The sequence below is a fragment of the Pseudomonas putida genome, from assembly GCF_030159595.1.
GTDB lineage: Bacteria > Pseudomonadota > Gammaproteobacteria > Pseudomonadales > Pseudomonadaceae > Aquipseudomonas > Aquipseudomonas putida_AC.
Map to the genome: position 1 here is coordinate 159,055 of NZ_BSKJ01000002.1, position 15,158 is coordinate 174,212.

Below are 15,158 nucleotides of genomic sequence, written 5' to 3' on the forward strand. Positions count from 1 at the left end.
TACGCGGGGGCATGCCGGTCACGTGTCAGTTGAACAAGCCATAGAAGAATAGACGGATGCTATCCCACATACGGCGGAAGAAACCACCTTCCTCGACGCCATCGAGGGCGATCAGGTCGGCGCTGTGAACCACTTTCTCGTCCAGTTTGACTTCCACTTTGCCGATCACGTCACCTTTGGCGATAGGTGCGGTGAGCTGCGGGTTCATGGTCATCGAAGCCTGCAGGCGCTTCAATTGGCCTTTAGGCATAGTCATGGTCAGGTCGTCGGCCAGGCCAGCCTTGATCTGGCTGGTGGCGCCCTTCCAGACCGGAGCCTGGGTCAGCTCGGTGCCCTTCTGGTAGAAGGTCTGGGTTTCGAAGAAGCGGAAGCCATAGGTCAGCAGCTTCTGGGTCTCGGCAGCACGCGACTGCTCGCTGTTGGTACCGAACACCACGGCGATCAGGCGCTGGCCGTCGCGAACAGCCGACGCCACCATGCAGTAACCGGCTTCGTCGGTGTGGCCGGTTTTCAGGCCGTCGACGGTCTTGTCACGCCACAGCAGCAGGTTGCGGTTTGGCTGCTTGATGTTGTTCCAGAAGAATTCTTTCTGCGAATAGATGGCGTAGTGGGCCGGGTCGACGGTGATGATCGCACGGGCCAGGGTCGCCATGTCATGTGCCGACGAGTAGTGCTCGGGGTTCGGCAGGCCGGTCGGGTTCATGAAGTGGCTGTTGGTCATGCCCAGGTCGGCAGCCGTCTTGTTCATCATGTCGGCGAAGGCATCTTCGCTGCCGGCGATGTGCTCGGACAGGGCGACCGAGGCGTCGTTGCCGGACTGGATGATGATGCCGTGCAGCAGGTCGCTGACAGTTACCTGGCTGCCGACCTTGATGAACATGCGCGAACCGCCGGTACGCCAGGCGTTTTCGCTGACGGTAACCGGGTCGTTCTCACCGATCTGGCCGCGGCGGATGTCCAGGGTGGCGATGTAGGCGGTCATCAGCTTGGTCAGGCTGGCTGGCGGCAGACGCTCGTCACCGTTGTTCTCGACCAGCACGTTGCCGCTGGACGCGTCCATGAGTACATAGGACTTGGCTGCCAGTTGCGGTGGCGCCGGCGTCATCTGCTCAGCCGCGAAGGCGGCAGGCGTGATCATCAGCAGTACAGGCAGGCAAAGTCGTTTGGCAAGGTTGGTGATGTTCATCCGTCTCTCGAAAATCGCTAATGGTCTGAGATGTTCCCTGGGCAAGATCGTGTGCCCAGCGCCAGTCAGTCTAGTTTTATGGCCGTTGGCCTGGCCCGCGAACGTGCGGCTTTATGTCGCTGCGGGCAAAAGCCGTCATTGTACATGGCCGCGCCCGGCAATTCATGACAAAACCGACAGTTTGGTGTTGCCTTCTTCGCGGGTAAACCCGCTCCCACAGTGGTATGCAAAACCCTGTGGGAGCGGGTTTACCCGCGAAGAAGGCGACGCGGTCAGTCTGCTGTGACCAGCTTGGCCTGCCCCAAGTTCGCCAGGCGGATGCTGTCTTGTGCCTGCTGGATCTCGCCTTGGCTGCCGATCGGCCCCAGGCGCACGCGGTGCAGGGTCTGCTGGTTACGCACGATCGAGCTGATGAACACCGGCGCATTGACCATGGTGCTGAGTTTGGAGCGCAGCAGCTCGGCGGCGTCCGGGTTGGCAAAGGCGCCTACCTGCAGGAAGCTACCACCATTGCCAGCAGGCACGTTGTTACCCCCCACCTGCACCGGCACCACTGGCGCCGCATGCTGCTGTGCCGGGGGGGTCCATTGCTCGACACGCCCGGTACTGGCCGGGATCGCCTGGGTCTGGGCCACCTGCGGCTCTTTCAGCACCATCGGCGGCGTCTGGCCACGCTGGGCCCACCACTGCTGCGGGTCAATGCCCTCGACGCGCACATGCGCGGTGCCGGTCTCGGCATAACCGAGCTTTTTCGCCGCCGCGTAGGACAGGTCGATGATGCGGTCGGAATAGAACGGGCCACGGTCGTTCACCCGCAGGATCACGCTGCGGCCGTTGGCCAGGTTGGTCACCCGCACATAGGCTGGCAGCGGCAGCGTCTTGTGCGCTGCGCTCATGCCGTAAAGGTCATACAGCTCGCCGTTGGCGGTGTTCTGGCCGTGGAACTTGGTGCCGTACCACGACGCGGTGCCCTCGGCGCGGTAATTGCGCGAGTCCTGCATCGGGTAGTAGGTCTTGCCCAGTACCGTGTACGGGTTGGCCTTGTAGTTACCCGTGTGCACGGTCGGCGTGGCGTCGGGGATCTTGTTCACATCCACGTCCCACCACGGCGCGCCGTCCTTGTGCGCCCGGTTAATGTCCAGGCCCGGCTGGGTACGCACAACGTTACCACTGCTTTGCTGGGCCGGGCGATTGGAAGAGCAGCTGGCCAGCACCACGCCAACGGCGAGGCAGGTGAGCAGCTTGAAAGAATTGGCAGAGATGATTGCGCGCATTACTTGACGCCCCGTACTTGAACCAGCTGTTCCGCAAGCTGATGCACCGCCATGGCATACATCACGCTGCGGTTGTAGCGCGTGATCGCGTAGAAGTTCTTCAGCCCCACCCAGTACTCGGGGCCATTGTCACCCTCAAGGCGGAAGGCGGTAACTGGCAGATCATCGCGCAGCGAATCATGAACCGACCAGCCGAGCGCGCGCAACTCCCCGACGGTTTTCACCGGCTCGATGCCGGTGGTCAGGCCTTCGTCAGCACGCGCGCCCTCCACCCAGGCGCGGCTGACCACACCCCCACCGGCCACCCAGCCATGGCGCTTGAAGTAGCTGGCAACACTGCCGATAGCATCATCCGGGTTGTTCCAGATGTTGATATGGCCGTCGCCGTCGAAGTCCACCGCGAAGTTACGGAAGCTGCTCGGCATGAACTGCGGCAGGCCCATGGCGCCGGCGTAGGAGCCTTTGAGCGTGAGCGGGTCGAGCTGTTCATCGCGGGCCAGCAACAGGAACTCACGCAGCTCCTTGCGGAAGAATTCGGCGCGTGGCGGGTAGTCGAAACCCAGGGTCGACAAGGCATCGATCACCCGGTAGTTGCCGGTGTTACGGCCAAAGAACGTTTCCACACCGATGATGGCGACGATGTACTGTGCCGGCACGCCGTATTCCTGCTCGGCACGGGCCAATACCGCCTCGTGCTGGCGCCAGAAGTCCACGCCACGGGCGATGCGCGCGTCGGTGAGGAACATCGGCCGGTAGTCCTTCCACGGCTTGACCCGTTCGGCCGGGCGCGAGATCGCGTCGAGGATCGACTGCTTTCGCTGCACGTCAGCGAACACGCCCATCAGCTGCTCAGGGGCAAACCCATAGTCACGGCTCATTTCGCCGACAAACTGGGCCACCTGCGGCGAGCCTTGGTAATCGCCGGCATGGGCCAGCTGTACAGCGCCGAACAGGCCCACCGCGCCGATCCACGGCGCACAACGGGCAGCCCAGTTACGCACTGCTTGCATGAAATTCTTCACCTTATTCAAACCTGTGCGATCCATTTGCGGTGCGTGTGGATCGACATCAGAACGCCAAACGCTGACAACAGCGTCACCAACGATGTTCCGCCATAGCTGATAAACGGCAGCGGCACGCCCACTACGGGGAGAAGGCCGCTGACCATTCCGATATTGACGAACACGTATACAAAAAAGGTCATGGTCAGGCTGCCCGCGAGCAGCTTGCCGAACAGGGTCTGCGCCTGGGCTGTGATCATCAGGCCACGGCCGATCAGCAGCAGGTACACGATCAACAACAGGCAAATGCCGACCAGGCCGAATTCCTCGCCCAGCACAGCGATGATGAAGTCGGTGTGGCTCTCTGGCAAAAAGTCCAGGTGCGACTGGGTGCCAAGCAGCCAGCCCTTGCCGAACACCCCGCCCGAGCCGATTGCGGCCTTGGACTGGATGATGTTCCAGCCCGTGCCCAGCGGGTCGCTTTCCGGGTCGAGGAAGGTCAGCACCCGCTGCTTCTGGTAGTCGTGCATGACGAAGAACCACATCGCCACCGCCACCGGCACCGCCGCCGCCAGCACGCTGAGAATCCAACGCCAGCGCAGGCCCCCCATGAACAGCACGAAGGCACCGGAAGCGAGGATGAGCAGCGCCGTGCCCAGGTCGGGCTGGCGCACGATCAATATGAACGGCACGCCGATCAGCACCAGGCTGATGGCCACATGCTTCAGATGCGGCGGCAAGGTGCGCTTGGACAGGTACCAGGCGATGGTCGCCGGCATGATGATCTTCATGAATTCCGAGGGCTGGAAGCGGATCACCCCGGGGATGTTGATCCAGCGCGTGGCGCCCATGGCGTTGTGGCCCATCACGTCCACCACCACCAGCAACAGCACCCCGGTCAGGTAGGCCAGCGGCACCCAGCGCGCCATGAAGCGCGGTTCCAGCTGGGCGATGACGAACATCGACACCAGGCCGATGCCGAACGAGGTGGCCTGCTTGAGCAGCAGGTCCCAGTTCTTGCCACTGGCCGAATAGAGCACGAACAGGCTGCCAGCCGCGAGGGTCAGCAGAATGACCAGCAAGGGGCCGTCGATATGGATGCGCTGCAGAAAGCTGGCGCGCCGACGCATCACATCCTCACTGGAGAGCATGCGATCGAAATTGTTCATCACAGGGCCGATTCCTGAGTAACGGTGGCAGGCGCGAACTCGGGCTTGAGCCGGCCGTTTTCGTCGAGCAGCCAGGCGTCCATGATCTGGCGTACCACAGGCGCCGCAACGCCCGAGCCGGACTCACCGTTCTCGACCATCACCGAAACCACGATTTTCGGGTTATCGGCCGGGGCAAAGGCGACGAACAGGGCGTGGTCGCGGTGGCGCTCCTGAAGCTTGTTGCGGTCGTACTTCTCACCCTGCTTGATCGCCACCACCTGGGCGGTACCGCTCTTGCCGGCAATGCGGTACTGGGCGCCAGCAGCCGCCTTGCGTGCGGTACCACGGGCGTTGTGCATCACCTGCTCCATGCCGTGGGTAACCTTGGCCCAGTCGGACTTGTCACGCAGCACGATGTTTTCCATGGGGTTGTCGTCCACCGGCGGCTGGCCTTCGATGGTCTTGGCCAGGTGCGGGCGGTTCCACACGCCCTTGTTGGCGATCAAGGCCGTGGCCTGGGCCAGTTGCAGCGGCGTAGCCTGCATGTAGCCCTGGCCGATGCCGAGAATCAAGGTTTCACCCGGGAACCAGGCCTGGCGGCGAGTGGCACGCTTCCATTCACGCGATGGCATCAACCCGGCGGACTCCTCGAACATGTCGAGGGAAACCCGCTGGCCGATGCCGAACTTGTTCATGTAGCTGGACAGCCGATCGATGCCCATCTTGTGCGCAAGGTCGTAGAAATAGGTGTCGTTGGAACGCATGATCGCGGTGTCCAGGTCGACCCAGCCATCACCGGAGCGGTTCCAGTTACGGTATTTGTGGTCGTAGTTGGGCAACTGGTAGTAGCCCGGGTCGAACACCCGGCTGCCGGCATTGACCACGCCACTGTCCAGACCGGCGATAGCTACCGCTGGCTTGATGGTCGAGCCGGGAGGGTACAGGCCACGCAGCACGCGGTTGAACAGCGGCCGGTCTATCGAGTCGCGCAGTTCGGCATAGGCCTTGAAGCTGATGCCGGTAACGAACAGGTTGGGGTCGAAGCTTGGCTGGCTGACCATCGCCAGCACCTCGCCAGTACGCGGATCGAGTGCCACCACTGCGCCACGCCGGCCGCCCAGCGCGGCTTCGGCGGCTTCCTGCAGCTTGATGTCCAGGCTCAGCACGATGTCCTTGCCAGGTTTCGGGTCGGTACGCTTGAGCACACGTAGCACGCGGCCCCGAGCGTTGGTCTCGAATTCCTCGTAGCCGACCTGGCCGTGCAGGGCGTCTTCGTAGAAGCGCTCGATGCCGGTCTTGCCGATGTGGTGGGTGCCGCTGTAGTTCACCGGGTCGAGCGTTTTCAGCTCTTTCTCGTTGATGCGCCCCACATAACCCACCGAATGGGCGAAATGCGCACCCTGCGGGTAGTGCCGCACCAGCTGGGCAACCACTTCCACGCCTGGCAGGCGGAACTGGTTCACCGCCACCCGGGCGATCTGCTCTTCGTTGAGCTCGAACAGGATCGGCACCGGCTCGAACGGCCGACGGCCCTGACGCATGCGCTTCTCGAACAGGGCTCGGTCGTCGGCCGTCAGTTCCAGCACTTCGACGATGGTGTCCAGTACTTCCTGCCAGTTACCCGCACGTTCGCGGGTCATCGACAGGCTGAAGCTGGGCCGGTTGTCGGCAACGATCACACCGTTACGGTCGAAAATCAGCCCGCGGGTCGGCGGAATCGGCTGCACATGCACCCGGTTGTTCTCCGACAGCGTCGAGTGGTAGTCGTACTGGATGATCTGCAGGTAGTACAGCCGCGCGATCAGCACACAGATAAGCAGCATGATCGCCACTGCGCCGACCACGACGCGGTTGCGCACCAGGCGGGCGTCTTTCTCGTGGTCCTTGAGACGGATCGGCTGCGACATCGGACTGCTTACAGGCTCATTTGTGGTAAGGGTGCCCGGACAACACGGTCCAGGCGCGGTAGATCTGCTCGCCGATGAGTATCCTTACCAACGGGTGCGGCAGGGTCAGCGGCGACAGCGACCAGCGTTGCTCGGCGCGCGCGCAGACCTCAGGCGCAAGGCCTTCCGGGCCCCCCACCATCAAATTCACCGTGCGCGCATCCAGGCGCCAGCGGTCCAGCTCGGTCGCCAGCTGCTCGGTACTCCAGGGCTTGCCATGGACCTCGAGGGTGACAATGCGTTCCCCAGGCTGAACCTTGCTCAGCATGGCTTCGCCCTCCTGACGGATCAGGCGGGCGACGTCGGCATTCTTGCCACGCGTGTTCAGCGGGATTTCCACCAGCTCCAGCGACAGCTCGGCGGGCAGGCGCTTGGCATATTCATGCCAGCCTTCCTCGACCCACTTCGGCATGCGCGAGCCGACCGCAATCAGGCGCAAACGCACAGCGCAGCCCTTATTCGCGGTCTTTGAGCTTGTCGGAATACTCGTGGACATGCTCCGGGCTGTGGTGCTTGCCATCGGCAGCACGGCTTTGCTCGGCACCCTGCCACAGGCGCTCCAGATCGTAGAACTGGCGGGCAGCGGCGGTCATCATGTGCACGATGACGTCGTTCAGGTCCAGCAGCACCCAATCGCTGTCGCCTTTGCCTTCTTCACCCAGTGGCTGGGCGCCCTTGGCCTTGACCGCTTCACGGACCTTTTCGGCCATGGCGTTGATCTGGCGGTTGGAGGTACCGGTGGCAATGATCATGTAGTCGGTCAGGCTGTGCTTCTCGCGCACGTCGATGACCTGGATGTCCTGGGCCTTGACGTCTTCCAGCGCTGCCTTGGTCACCGCGACCAGTTCTTCGCCGTAAATTTTCTGCTTGGTCATATAAAACTCGTTCAACTCGTTGGATGAGGCGCCAGAGGCACCGTCAGTTGGGCGCACGATACAGTTCGTGCGCCTCGATGTAGGCCAGTACGGCGTCCGGCACCAGGAACCTCACCGACTTGCCGCTGGCCAGCAGCTGTCGGATCTGTGTAGCCGACACCGCAAGCGGCGTCTGCCAGACGAACGAAATATTTCCCGCCGGGCCGGACATGGCGGTGGGATCGCTCTCCGAGCGCGCAGCCAGCAGGTTGCGCAACTCGTCAGGGGGTTCAACGTCGGCATCCGGGCGTTGCAGCACCAGGATGTGACAGTGTTGCAGCAATTCTTCCCAGCGGTGCCAGCCAGGCAGGCCGCAGAAGGCATCCCAACCCAACACCAGGAACAGCTGGTCGTTGGCGCCCAGCTCGGCGCGAATCGATTCCAGCGTATCGAGGGTGTACGACGGCTTGTCGCGCTCAAGCTCGCGGGCATCGACGCTCAGGCAGGCAACGCCCCGCACCGCTTCGCGAACCATGGCCAGGCGATCCTCGGCGGCCACCTGCGGGGTGTCACGGTGCGGCGGCCGGGCGTTGGGCAACAGGCGCAACTCGTCCAGCCCCATGAACTCGGCCACTTCCAGCGCACTGCGCAGGTGGCCGATGTGCACGGGGTCAAAGGTGCCGCCTAGAATGCCGATGCGCCGGACTGCCTGGGCCTTGCTCAACTCAGCACGACCCTTGGCCGCGCAGCTGGCCGTCGCCGATCACCACATACTTCTCGCAAGTCAGGCCTTCCAGGCCGACCGGGCCACGCGCATGCAGCTTGTCGGTGGAGATGCCGATTTCCGCGCCCAGGCCGTACTCGAAGCCGTCGGCAAAGCAGGTCGGGGTGTTGAGCATGACCGACGCCGAATCGACTTCAGCCATGAACTGGCGGGCTTCGCCCTGGTGCTCGCTGATGATCGAGTCGGTGTGGTGCGAGCCATAGTGGTTGATGTGCTCGATGGCCTGGTCTAGGCCATCCACGACGCGGATCGACAGGATCGCGTCCAGGTACTCGGTGTGCCAGTCGTCTTCGGTGGCCGGTTTGGCCTCGATCAGCGCGCGGGTACGCTCGCAGCCACGCAGCTCCACACCCTTCTCCTGGAAGCGGCGGGCCATTTCTGGCAGGAAGCGCTCGGCCACTTGCTGATCGACCAGCAGGGTTTCCATGGCACCACAGATGCCATAGCGGTAGGTCTTGGCGTTGAAGGCCACGTTCCAGGCCTTGTCCAGGTCGGCATGCTGGCTGACGTAGACGTGGCAGATGCCGTCCAGGTGCTTGATGACCGGCACCCGGGCATCGCGGCTGATGCGCTCGATCAGGCCACGGCCGCCGCGCGGCACGATGACGTCGACGAATTGCGGCATGCTGATCAGCGCGCCAACGGCTTCGCGGTCGGTGGTCTCGACCACTTGCACCACGGCTGCCGGCAGGTCGGCGGCGGCCAGGCCACGCTGGATGCAGGTGGCGATGGCGCGGTTGGAGTGGATGGCCTCGGAGCCGCCACGCAGGATGGTCGCGTTACCCGACTTCAGGCACAGGCTGGCGGCATCGATGGTCACGTTCGGGCGCGACTCGTAGATGATCCCGATCACCCCCAGCGGCGCGCGCATCTTGCCCACCTGAATACCCGATGGGCGGTAGCTCATGTCGCGGATGGCACCGACCGGGTCCGGCAGGCTGGCCACCTGGCGCAGGCCGGTGATCATGCCGTCGATACGCGCCGGGGTCAGCGCCAGGCGGTCGAGCAGCGCCGGCTCCAGGCCATTGGCGCGGCCGGCGGCCAGGTCCAGCTCGTTGGCGGCAGTCAGTTCGGCACGGGCAGCGTCCAGCGCGTCGGCGGCGGCTTGCAGGGCGCGGTTCTTCTGCGCGGTGCTGGCACGGCCGATCACCCGGGAAGCTTCACGGGCAGCGCGACCCAAGCGGGTCATATAGTCAAGAACGGACTCAGTCATGGGTTCGGTGTCTTGGCGAAGGGGAAATCGGCTGATTATAACTGCCGCGCAGGTGTACGCCCAGCGGCGGGTGGCGGATGGTAGAAAATGGTCAGGGGCAATGTGCAGGAAAGATGTAACCGCTCTTATCGAAAATTCCTCTACCTGAGCCGGCCTCTTCGCGGGTAAACCCGCGCCCACAGTGATTTCACAAGGCTTGGAACCTGTGCCACACCTGTGTGAGCGGGTTCACCCGCGAAGAGGCCAGCACAGCCAATACCACACTCGATTCAGCCTCGATTAAGCCATTCATTGCTATCATCCCCGCCTTTGCAGCCACGAACCGCCCGCATGCCCGCCCTGCCCGACAGCTTTTTCGACCGCGACGCCCAGACCCTGGCCAAGGCCCTGCTCGGCAAGGTTATCCGCCATCGCCACGGCGACCTGTGGCTGGCCGCACGCATCATCGAGACCGAGGCTTACTACCTCACCGACAAAGGCAGCCACGCCTCGCTCGGCTACACCGAAAAGCGCAAGGCGCTGTTCCTCGATGGCGGGCACATCTATATGTACTACGCCCGCGGCGGCGACTCGCTGAACTTCAGCGCTCACGGGCCGGGCAACGCGGTGCTGATCAAGTCCGCCTATCCTTGGCAGGATGCCCTGTCAGGCCCGAACAGCCTGGCGCAGATGCAACTGAACAACCCCGATGCCAGCGGCAAGCCGCGCCCCGATGAGCGCCTGTGCGCCGGCCAGACCCTGCTATGCCGGGCCCTGGGCCTGAAGGTACCGCACTGGGACGCCCAGCGCTTCGACGCCGAGCGGCTGTATGTGGAAGATTGCGGCAACGCCGTACCACGGGTGATCCAGGCCGCGCGCCTGGGCATCCCGCACGGGCGTGACGAACACCTGCCCTACCGCTTCGTCGACGCCGAATATGCGCGTTTCTGCACGCGGAACCCGTTACGTCGCGGCCAAGTCGAAGGCCGAGACTTCTCCATTCTCGAACAAGGAAGCTGAACATGGGCCAATGGCTCGACAGCCTGACCGGCTGGCTAAGTGCCAACCCACAGTGGCTTGGCCTGGCGATTTTCCTGGTGGCCTGCATTGAATGCCTGGCCATCGCAGGCATCATCGTGCCGGGCACCGTGCTGCTGTTCGCCGTCGCGGTACTGGCCGGCAGCGGGGCCTTCAGCCTTGGCGAAACCTTGCTGCTGGGCTTCCTTGGCGGCCTTTTGGGCGACGCGCTGTCGTACACGGTGGGCAAGTACTTCCACCAGAACATCCGGCGCCTGCCACTCATACGCCACCACCCGGAGTGGATCGGCAGCGCTGAGACCTACTTCCAGCGCTACGGCATTGCCAGCCTGCTGGTAGGGCGCTTCATCGGCCCCCTGCGGCCGATGCTGCCCATGGTCGCCGGTATGTTCGACATGCCCCTGCCGCGCTTCATTGCGGTCAGCCTGGTAGCCGGTGCCGGCTGGTCGGTCGCCTACCTGCTGCCCGGCTGGGCGACTGGCGCGGCCATGCGCCTGCCGTTGCCCGAAGGCTTCTGGCTGGATGCCGGCATCATCGCTGGCACCCTGGCCGTAATCATCGGCCTAAGCCTGAACACCAGTATTCGCGACCAACGCCATGGCACCCGGCTGATCGCCGGCATGAGCTTCATCGCCTTGGCCGGGGTCTTCCTCGGCTGGCCCTACCTGCATGAATTCGACCAAGGGGTGATGACGCTGGTGCAGGAGCACCGTAGCCAGGCCATCGATGGCGCCGTGGTGCTGGTGACCCGGCTGGGCGATTTTCGTACCCAGTTTTTCCTCGGTGGGCTGCTCACAGGCCTGTTGCTGCTTGCCCGGCAGTGGCGACACGCCATGTTTGCTGCCGGCGCCCTGATGGGCACGGCAATCGCCAACGGCACACTGAAATGGCTGTTCGCCCGGGCACGCCCTGAAGTGCTTAGCGACCCGCTGACCAGCTACAGCATGCCGAGCGGGCATAGTTCGGCGTCGTTTGCGTTCTTCCTGGTGATGGCGGTGCTGGCCGGGCGCGGGCAACCACCGCGGATGCGCCTGACCTGGGTGATGCTGGGCTGCATTCCGGCGCTGGCGATTGCCCTGTCGCGGGTTTACCTGGGGGCTCACTGGCCGACAGACATTCTGGCCGGGGCACTGCTGGCGTGCTGCGTGTGTGCGCTTAGCCTGACCCTGGTGCAACGGCGCCAGACACTGCCAGCCTTGCCGCAGCGGGCGTGGTGGCTGGTGTTGCCGGCCTGCGTGGCGCTGCTGGCGTTCTTCGCCATGCATGCGCTGCCACAGGCCTTACTGCGCTATCAATATTGATGTTGCCTGCACCGGCCTCTTCGCGGGTAAACCCGCCCCCACAAGTACTGCACAGGTCTCAGGATTTGTGACATCCCTGTGGGAGCGGGTTTACCCGCGAAGAGGCCGGCATTGGCAGCGCATCACAATCAGGCAAACAACTCACCCTGAATCCGCTCCAGCAGCTTCTGGATCTCCCCCAGCCGCTGCTGCGGCGAGTCAAGGGTCAGCAGATCCAGCTTGTCCTCTTCCATGAACGGCAGCAGGTACGCCAGCTGATTGGACAGCGCCTGCCGCCCGTCCACTGGCCTCGGCATGTCCAGTGCTTCGACCATCGGGTGCTCACCCAGCGCCACCAGCAGCGCCAACAGGTCGTCGTCCGCCTCCAGCAACGGGCTGTCCGCCTGCTCCGGCAACCATTGCACCTGCCCTACCAGCAACTGGTCCTTCTGCACTTCGGTGCTGTCCAGATTGAAGCGCCGCACGCCTTCGACGCGGATACCCAGTAACCCGTTGTCCTGCTGCACGAAGTCGCGAATCACCGCTTCACAGCCAATCGAAGCGACCACCGGCGGCGCCTTGCCGACCTGTTCGCCTTCGAGGATGCACACCACGCCAAAACCTTCGCCCTGCTTCATGCAGCGGCCGATCATGTCCAGGTAGCGGGCCTCGAAAATCTGCAAATCGAGAAAGCAGCCGGGAAACAGCACGGTATTGAGCGGAAACAGCGGTAGCGTCATCACATATCCTCAAGCCACCAGGCTGACCGCCAGCGGCAGGAACACCGCCGTGGCCACCCCCATCAGGCTCATCGCCAGCGCGGCAAAGGCGCCGCATTCATCACTTTCCTGCAGGGCCACCGAAGTGCCCACCGCGTGCGCGGTCACACCCAGCGACATGCCTCGCGCCTCGGGGCTGTGCACCCCGAAGCGGCTCAACAGTGCCGGACCGAAGATGGCCCCGATCACCCCGGTAATCAATACGAACACCGCAGCCAACGCCGCCACGCCGCCAATCTGTTCGGCCACCAGCATGGCGATCGGCGAGGTGACGGACTTCGGCGCCATGGTCATCAGGATCATGTGTTCGGCACCGAACCACCAACCCAGCAACAGGCAGCACAACGTCGCGAACAGGCCTCCGACTACCAGCGTAGTAAATGTGGGCCAAAACAGCTGGCGGATACGCCGCAGGTTGAGATAGAGCGGCACAGCCAGGGCTACGGTGGCAGGCCCTAGCAGGATGTTCATGATCTCGGTGCTCTTGCGGTACTCGCTGTAGTCGATACCACACAGCAGCAACACGCCGATCACCAGCAACATCGACACCAGTACCGGCTGCAGGAAAATCCAGCGGGTCTTCTCATAAGCTGCCAGGACCACCTGATAAGCCCCAAGCGTAATACCGATACCAAACAACGGATGATGGACGACCGCGTCAAGCGCACCTTGCCAGTCGAGCATCATGGCTGCTCCTCGCGCTTGCCCTGACGGTGGATGAGCTTTTGCATCAGCACACCGACAAACACCAGCGTCACCAGACAAGAAATCAACAACGCCCCGGCAATGGCCCAGAAATCGGCAGCAATGTCCTTGGCATACACCATCACGCCCACAGCCGGTGGCACCAGCAACAGCGGCAGGTAGCGCAGCAGGCTGCTGGCGGCCTCGTTCAGCGGCTTGCCGACCTCTCCGCGGGCCATGAGGAAGAACAACAGCAGCAACAGGCCGATGATCGGCCCTGGCAAAAACGGCACGAACAGGTGATTGATCGCCGTCCCCAGCAGTTGGAACAGCACCAGCCAGGTCAAACCACGCAACAGCATAAGCATCTCCCTCGGGCATGGCCGCCATTATAAGCATGCACGGCTATAGATCGATATTCGCCGAAAAGCGGGCAACTTGACTGAAACGGTTCGCCGTGCTGATCTTGCACTTTCGTACCAACTGACAACCTGGAGAGTCCGCGATGCCCTATGTACCGGTTACAGAGCTTTCGCAGTACGTTGGTAAGGAACTGGGCCGCTCTGCCTGGCTCAAGATCGACCAGCAGCGCATCAACCTGTTCGCCGAGGCAACCGGCGATTTCCAGTTCATTCATGTCGATCCTGAAAAGGCGGCAAAAACACCCTTCGGCGGCACGATTGCCCATGGTTTCCTGACGTTGTCGCTGATTCCCAAGCTGATCGAGGACATCCTGGTCCTGCCGCAAGGCCTGAAGATGGTGGTGAACTATGGGCTGGACAGCGTGCGGTTCATTCAGCCAGTCAAGGTCGACAGCCAGGTGCGGTTGAAGGTGGACCTGGCCGAGGTGACGGAGAAAAAGCCGGGACAATGGTTGCTGAAGGCGATTGCCACGCTAGAGATAGACGGTGAAGAGAAGCCTGCCTATATAGCTGAATCGCTCTCCCTGTGTTTTGTCTGATGCATTCCGGGGGGCGCCGCGTGCGCCCCGATCCACAAATCCCCCGCACTCGCGTAAACTGCCAGCCTTCGCGCAGCCTAGGGCTGCCCCTGTCGATTTACCAAAGGTGCCCGCCATGCCCTGGCTGCAAGTACGCCTGGCCATCAGCCCGGAACAAGCCGAAACCTACGAAGACGCCCTGCTTGAAGTAGGCGCTGTCTCGGTCACGTTCATGGACGCCGAAGATCAACCGATTTTCGAGCCAGACCTCAACACCACCCCGCTGTGGTCGCACACCCACCTGCTGGCACTGTTCGAGGCCGATGCCGACCCTGAGCAAGTGTTCGCCCACCTGCGCCTGCTGACCGGCGCCGAACTGCCCGAGCACCAGGCCGAGGTGATCGAGGATCAGGACTGGGAGCGCAGCTGGATGGACAACTTCCAGCCGATGCGTTTCGGCCGCCGCCTGTGGATCGTGCCAAGCTGGCACGACGCCCCGGAAAAGGACGCAGTCAACCTGCTGCTGGACCCGGGCCTGGCCTTCGGCACCGGCACCCACCCCACCACGGCCCTGTGCCTGGAATGGCTCGACGGCCAGCAACTCGAAGGCACCCAGGTGCTGGACTTCGGCTGCGGCTCGGGCATTCTGGCCATTGCCGCGCTGCTGTTGGGCGCCCGTGAGGCAGTCGGTACCGACATCGACGTGCAGGCCATCGAGGCTTCACGCGACAACGCCCAGCGCAACGGCATTGCCGACGAAAAGCTGGCGCTGTACCTGCCCGAGCACATGCCGGCCATGCAGGCCGACGTGCTGGTCGCCAACATCCTCGCTGGCCCATTGGTGTCGCTGGCGCCGCAGCTGTCCGGCCTGGTTCGCCCAGGTGGCCTGCTAGCGCTGTCGGGCATCCTGGCCGAGCAGGGCGAGGAAGTGGCCGCCGCCTACGCTGCCGACTTCGAGCTGGCCCCGATCGTCGTGCGCGACGGCTGGGTGCGCATCAGTGGTCGCCGCCGCTAAGCGGGCCTAGAATACTTCTCTGCACAGCTCCCGG

General features: G+C 63.3%; 16 protein-coding genes. 4 read left to right on the top strand and 12 right to left on the bottom strand.

What is annotated here, in order from left to right; genetic code table 11:
• Nucleotides 1–25 precede the first annotated feature (25 nt).
• From QQL85_RS05050 to QQL85_RS05090, 9 genes are all read right to left on the bottom strand, one after another.
• Nucleotides 26–1,186 carry a D-alanyl-D-alanine carboxypeptidase family protein gene (locus QQL85_RS05050; protein WP_264360899.1) on the bottom strand — a complete coding sequence of 387 codons (1,161 nt, stop codon included), beginning with the start codon at nucleotides 1,184–1,186 and terminating at the stop codon, nucleotides 26–28.
• Nucleotides 1,187–1,458: 272 nt separating this feature from the next.
• Nucleotides 1,459–2,460: a septal ring lytic transglycosylase RlpA family protein gene (locus tag QQL85_RS05055; protein ID WP_284353339.1), complete on the bottom strand. Its 1,002-nt coding sequence runs from the start codon at nucleotides 2,458–2,460 to the stop codon at nucleotides 1,459–1,461.
• Nucleotides 2,460–3,470 (bottom strand): lytic murein transglycosylase B, encoded by a 1,011-nt coding sequence (gene mltB / locus QQL85_RS05060; RefSeq protein WP_284353338.1) that lies wholly within the window; start codon nucleotides 3,468–3,470, stop codon nucleotides 2,460–2,462. Before mltB ends, QQL85_RS05055 begins: the two co-directional genes overlap by 1 nt.
• A 17-nt stretch (nucleotides 3,471–3,487) precedes the next feature.
• Nucleotides 3,488–4,591, bottom strand: a complete 1,104-nt coding sequence (gene rodA / locus QQL85_RS05065; protein WP_284353465.1) for a rod shape-determining protein RodA — start codon at nucleotides 4,589–4,591, stop codon at nucleotides 3,488–3,490.
• Nucleotides 4,592–4,629: 38 nt separating this feature from the next.
• The gene (mrdA, locus tag QQL85_RS05070; RefSeq protein WP_284353337.1) at nucleotides 4,630–6,519 is read right to left on the bottom strand and encodes a penicillin-binding protein 2; all 1,890 of its coding nucleotides are present in this window, start codon (nucleotides 6,517–6,519) and stop codon (nucleotides 4,630–4,632) included.
• Between the two features lie 16 nt (nucleotides 6,520–6,535).
• Nucleotides 6,536–7,003: a 23S rRNA (pseudouridine(1915)-N(3))-methyltransferase RlmH gene (gene rlmH / locus QQL85_RS05075; protein ID WP_003249722.1), complete on the bottom strand. Its 468-nt coding sequence runs from the start codon at nucleotides 7,001–7,003 to the stop codon at nucleotides 6,536–6,538.
• Between the two features lie 10 nt (nucleotides 7,004–7,013).
• Nucleotides 7,014–7,433 (bottom strand): ribosome silencing factor, encoded by a 420-nt coding sequence (gene rsfS / locus QQL85_RS05080; RefSeq protein ID WP_264360903.1) that lies wholly within the window; start codon nucleotides 7,431–7,433, stop codon nucleotides 7,014–7,016.
• Between the two features lie 43 nt (nucleotides 7,434–7,476).
• Nucleotides 7,477–8,136 carry a nicotinate-nucleotide adenylyltransferase gene (gene nadD / locus QQL85_RS05085; RefSeq protein ID WP_284353336.1) on the bottom strand — a complete coding sequence of 220 codons (660 nt, stop codon included), beginning with the start codon at nucleotides 8,134–8,136 and terminating at the stop codon, nucleotides 7,477–7,479.
• 1 nt (nucleotide 8,137) lies between these two features.
• Nucleotides 8,138–9,409, bottom strand: coding sequence for a glutamate-5-semialdehyde dehydrogenase (locus tag QQL85_RS05090; RefSeq protein WP_284353335.1), 1,272 nt, complete (start codon nucleotides 9,407–9,409; stop codon nucleotides 8,138–8,140).
• Between the two features lie 330 nt (nucleotides 9,410–9,739).
• Between QQL85_RS05090 and QQL85_RS05095 the strand changes: the two genes are divergently transcribed.
• Together QQL85_RS05095 and QQL85_RS05100 are read left to right on the top strand one after the other, a co-directional pair.
• A complete protein-coding gene (locus QQL85_RS05095; RefSeq protein ID WP_284353334.1) occupies nucleotides 9,740–10,408 on the top strand; it encodes a DNA-3-methyladenine glycosylase in 669 nt (222 codons plus the stop codon).
• 2 nt (nucleotides 10,409–10,410) lie between these two features.
• The gene (locus QQL85_RS05100; RefSeq protein WP_284353333.1) at nucleotides 10,411–11,727 is read left to right on the top strand and encodes a bifunctional DedA family/phosphatase PAP2 family protein; all 1,317 of its coding nucleotides are present in this window, start codon (nucleotides 10,411–10,413) and stop codon (nucleotides 11,725–11,727) included.
• Nucleotides 11,728–11,855: 128 nt separating this feature from the next.
• On the opposite strand, the gene QQL85_RS05105 is transcribed toward QQL85_RS05100, so the two are convergent.
• The 3 genes from QQL85_RS05105 to QQL85_RS05115 are packed head-to-tail and all read right to left on the bottom strand — an operon-like array spanning nucleotide 11,856 to nucleotide 13,531.
• Entirely contained in the window at nucleotides 11,856–12,446 is a 591-nt protein-coding gene (locus tag QQL85_RS05105; RefSeq protein ID WP_284353332.1) for an LON peptidase substrate-binding domain-containing protein, read from the bottom strand.
• A gap of 9 nt (nucleotides 12,447–12,455) precedes the next feature.
• Nucleotides 12,456–13,172, bottom strand: coding sequence for an LrgB family protein (locus QQL85_RS05110; protein ID WP_105946273.1), 717 nt, complete (start codon nucleotides 13,170–13,172; stop codon nucleotides 12,456–12,458).
• Nucleotides 13,169–13,531, bottom strand: a complete 363-nt coding sequence (locus tag QQL85_RS05115) for a CidA/LrgA family protein (protein ID WP_284353331.1) — start codon at nucleotides 13,529–13,531, stop codon at nucleotides 13,169–13,171. The genes QQL85_RS05110 and QQL85_RS05115 overlap by 4 nt, the downstream gene beginning before the upstream one ends.
• Nucleotides 13,532–13,674: 143 nt before the next feature.
• Between QQL85_RS05115 and QQL85_RS05120 the strand changes: the two genes are divergently transcribed.
• Nucleotides 13,675–14,130: a MaoC family dehydratase gene (locus tag QQL85_RS05120; RefSeq protein WP_284353330.1), complete on the top strand. Its 456-nt coding sequence runs from the start codon at nucleotides 13,675–13,677 to the stop codon at nucleotides 14,128–14,130.
• Nucleotides 14,131–14,245: 115 nt separating this feature from the next.
• Nucleotides 14,246–15,124: a 50S ribosomal protein L11 methyltransferase gene (gene prmA / locus QQL85_RS05125; protein WP_284353329.1), complete on the top strand. Its 879-nt coding sequence runs from the start codon at nucleotides 14,246–14,248 to the stop codon at nucleotides 15,122–15,124.
• Nucleotides 15,125–15,158: the final 34 nt, after the last annotated feature.

Excerpts from the sequence above, each read along its gene's own strand:
- QQL85_RS05050 (WP_264360899.1), bottom strand. The coding sequence starts at position 1,186 with ATGAACATCACCAACCTTGCCAAACGACTTTGCCTGCCTGTACTGCTG.
- QQL85_RS05055 (WP_284353339.1), bottom strand. The coding sequence starts at position 2,460 with ATGCGCGCAATCATCTCTGCCAATTCTTTCAAGCTGCTCACCTGCCTC.
- mltB (WP_284353338.1), bottom strand. The coding sequence starts at position 3,470 with ATGCAAGCAGTGCGTAACTGGGCTGCCCGTTGTGCGCCGTGGATCGGC.
- rodA (WP_284353465.1), bottom strand. The coding sequence starts at position 4,591 with ATGCGTCGGCGCGCCAGCTTTCTGCAGCGCATCCATATCGACGGCCCC.
- mrdA (WP_284353337.1), bottom strand. The coding sequence starts at position 6,519 with ATGTCGCAGCCGATCCGTCTCAAGGACCACGAGAAAGACGCCCGCCTG.
- rsfS (WP_264360903.1), bottom strand. The coding sequence starts at position 7,433 with ATGACCAAGCAGAAAATTTACGGCGAAGAACTGGTCGCGGTGACCAAG.
- QQL85_RS05090 (WP_284353335.1), bottom strand. The coding sequence starts at position 9,409 with ATGACTGAGTCCGTTCTTGACTATATGACCCGCTTGGGTCGCGCTGCC.
- QQL85_RS05095 (WP_284353334.1), top strand. The coding sequence starts at position 9,740 with ATGCCCGCCCTGCCCGACAGCTTTTTCGACCGCGACGCCCAGACCCTG.
- QQL85_RS05100 (WP_284353333.1), top strand. The coding sequence starts at position 10,411 with ATGGGCCAATGGCTCGACAGCCTGACCGGCTGGCTAAGTGCCAACCCA.
- QQL85_RS05105 (WP_284353332.1), bottom strand. The coding sequence starts at position 12,446 with ATGACGCTACCGCTGTTTCCGCTCAATACCGTGCTGTTTCCCGGCTGC.
- QQL85_RS05110 (WP_105946273.1), bottom strand. The coding sequence starts at position 13,172 with ATGATGCTCGACTGGCAAGGTGCGCTTGACGCGGTCGTCCATCATCCG.
- QQL85_RS05115 (WP_284353331.1), bottom strand. The coding sequence starts at position 13,531 with ATGCTGTTGCGTGGTTTGACCTGGCTGGTGCTGTTCCAACTGCTGGGG.
- QQL85_RS05120 (WP_284353330.1), top strand. The coding sequence starts at position 13,675 with ATGCCCTATGTACCGGTTACAGAGCTTTCGCAGTACGTTGGTAAGGAA.
- prmA (WP_284353329.1), top strand. The coding sequence starts at position 14,246 with ATGCCCTGGCTGCAAGTACGCCTGGCCATCAGCCCGGAACAAGCCGAA.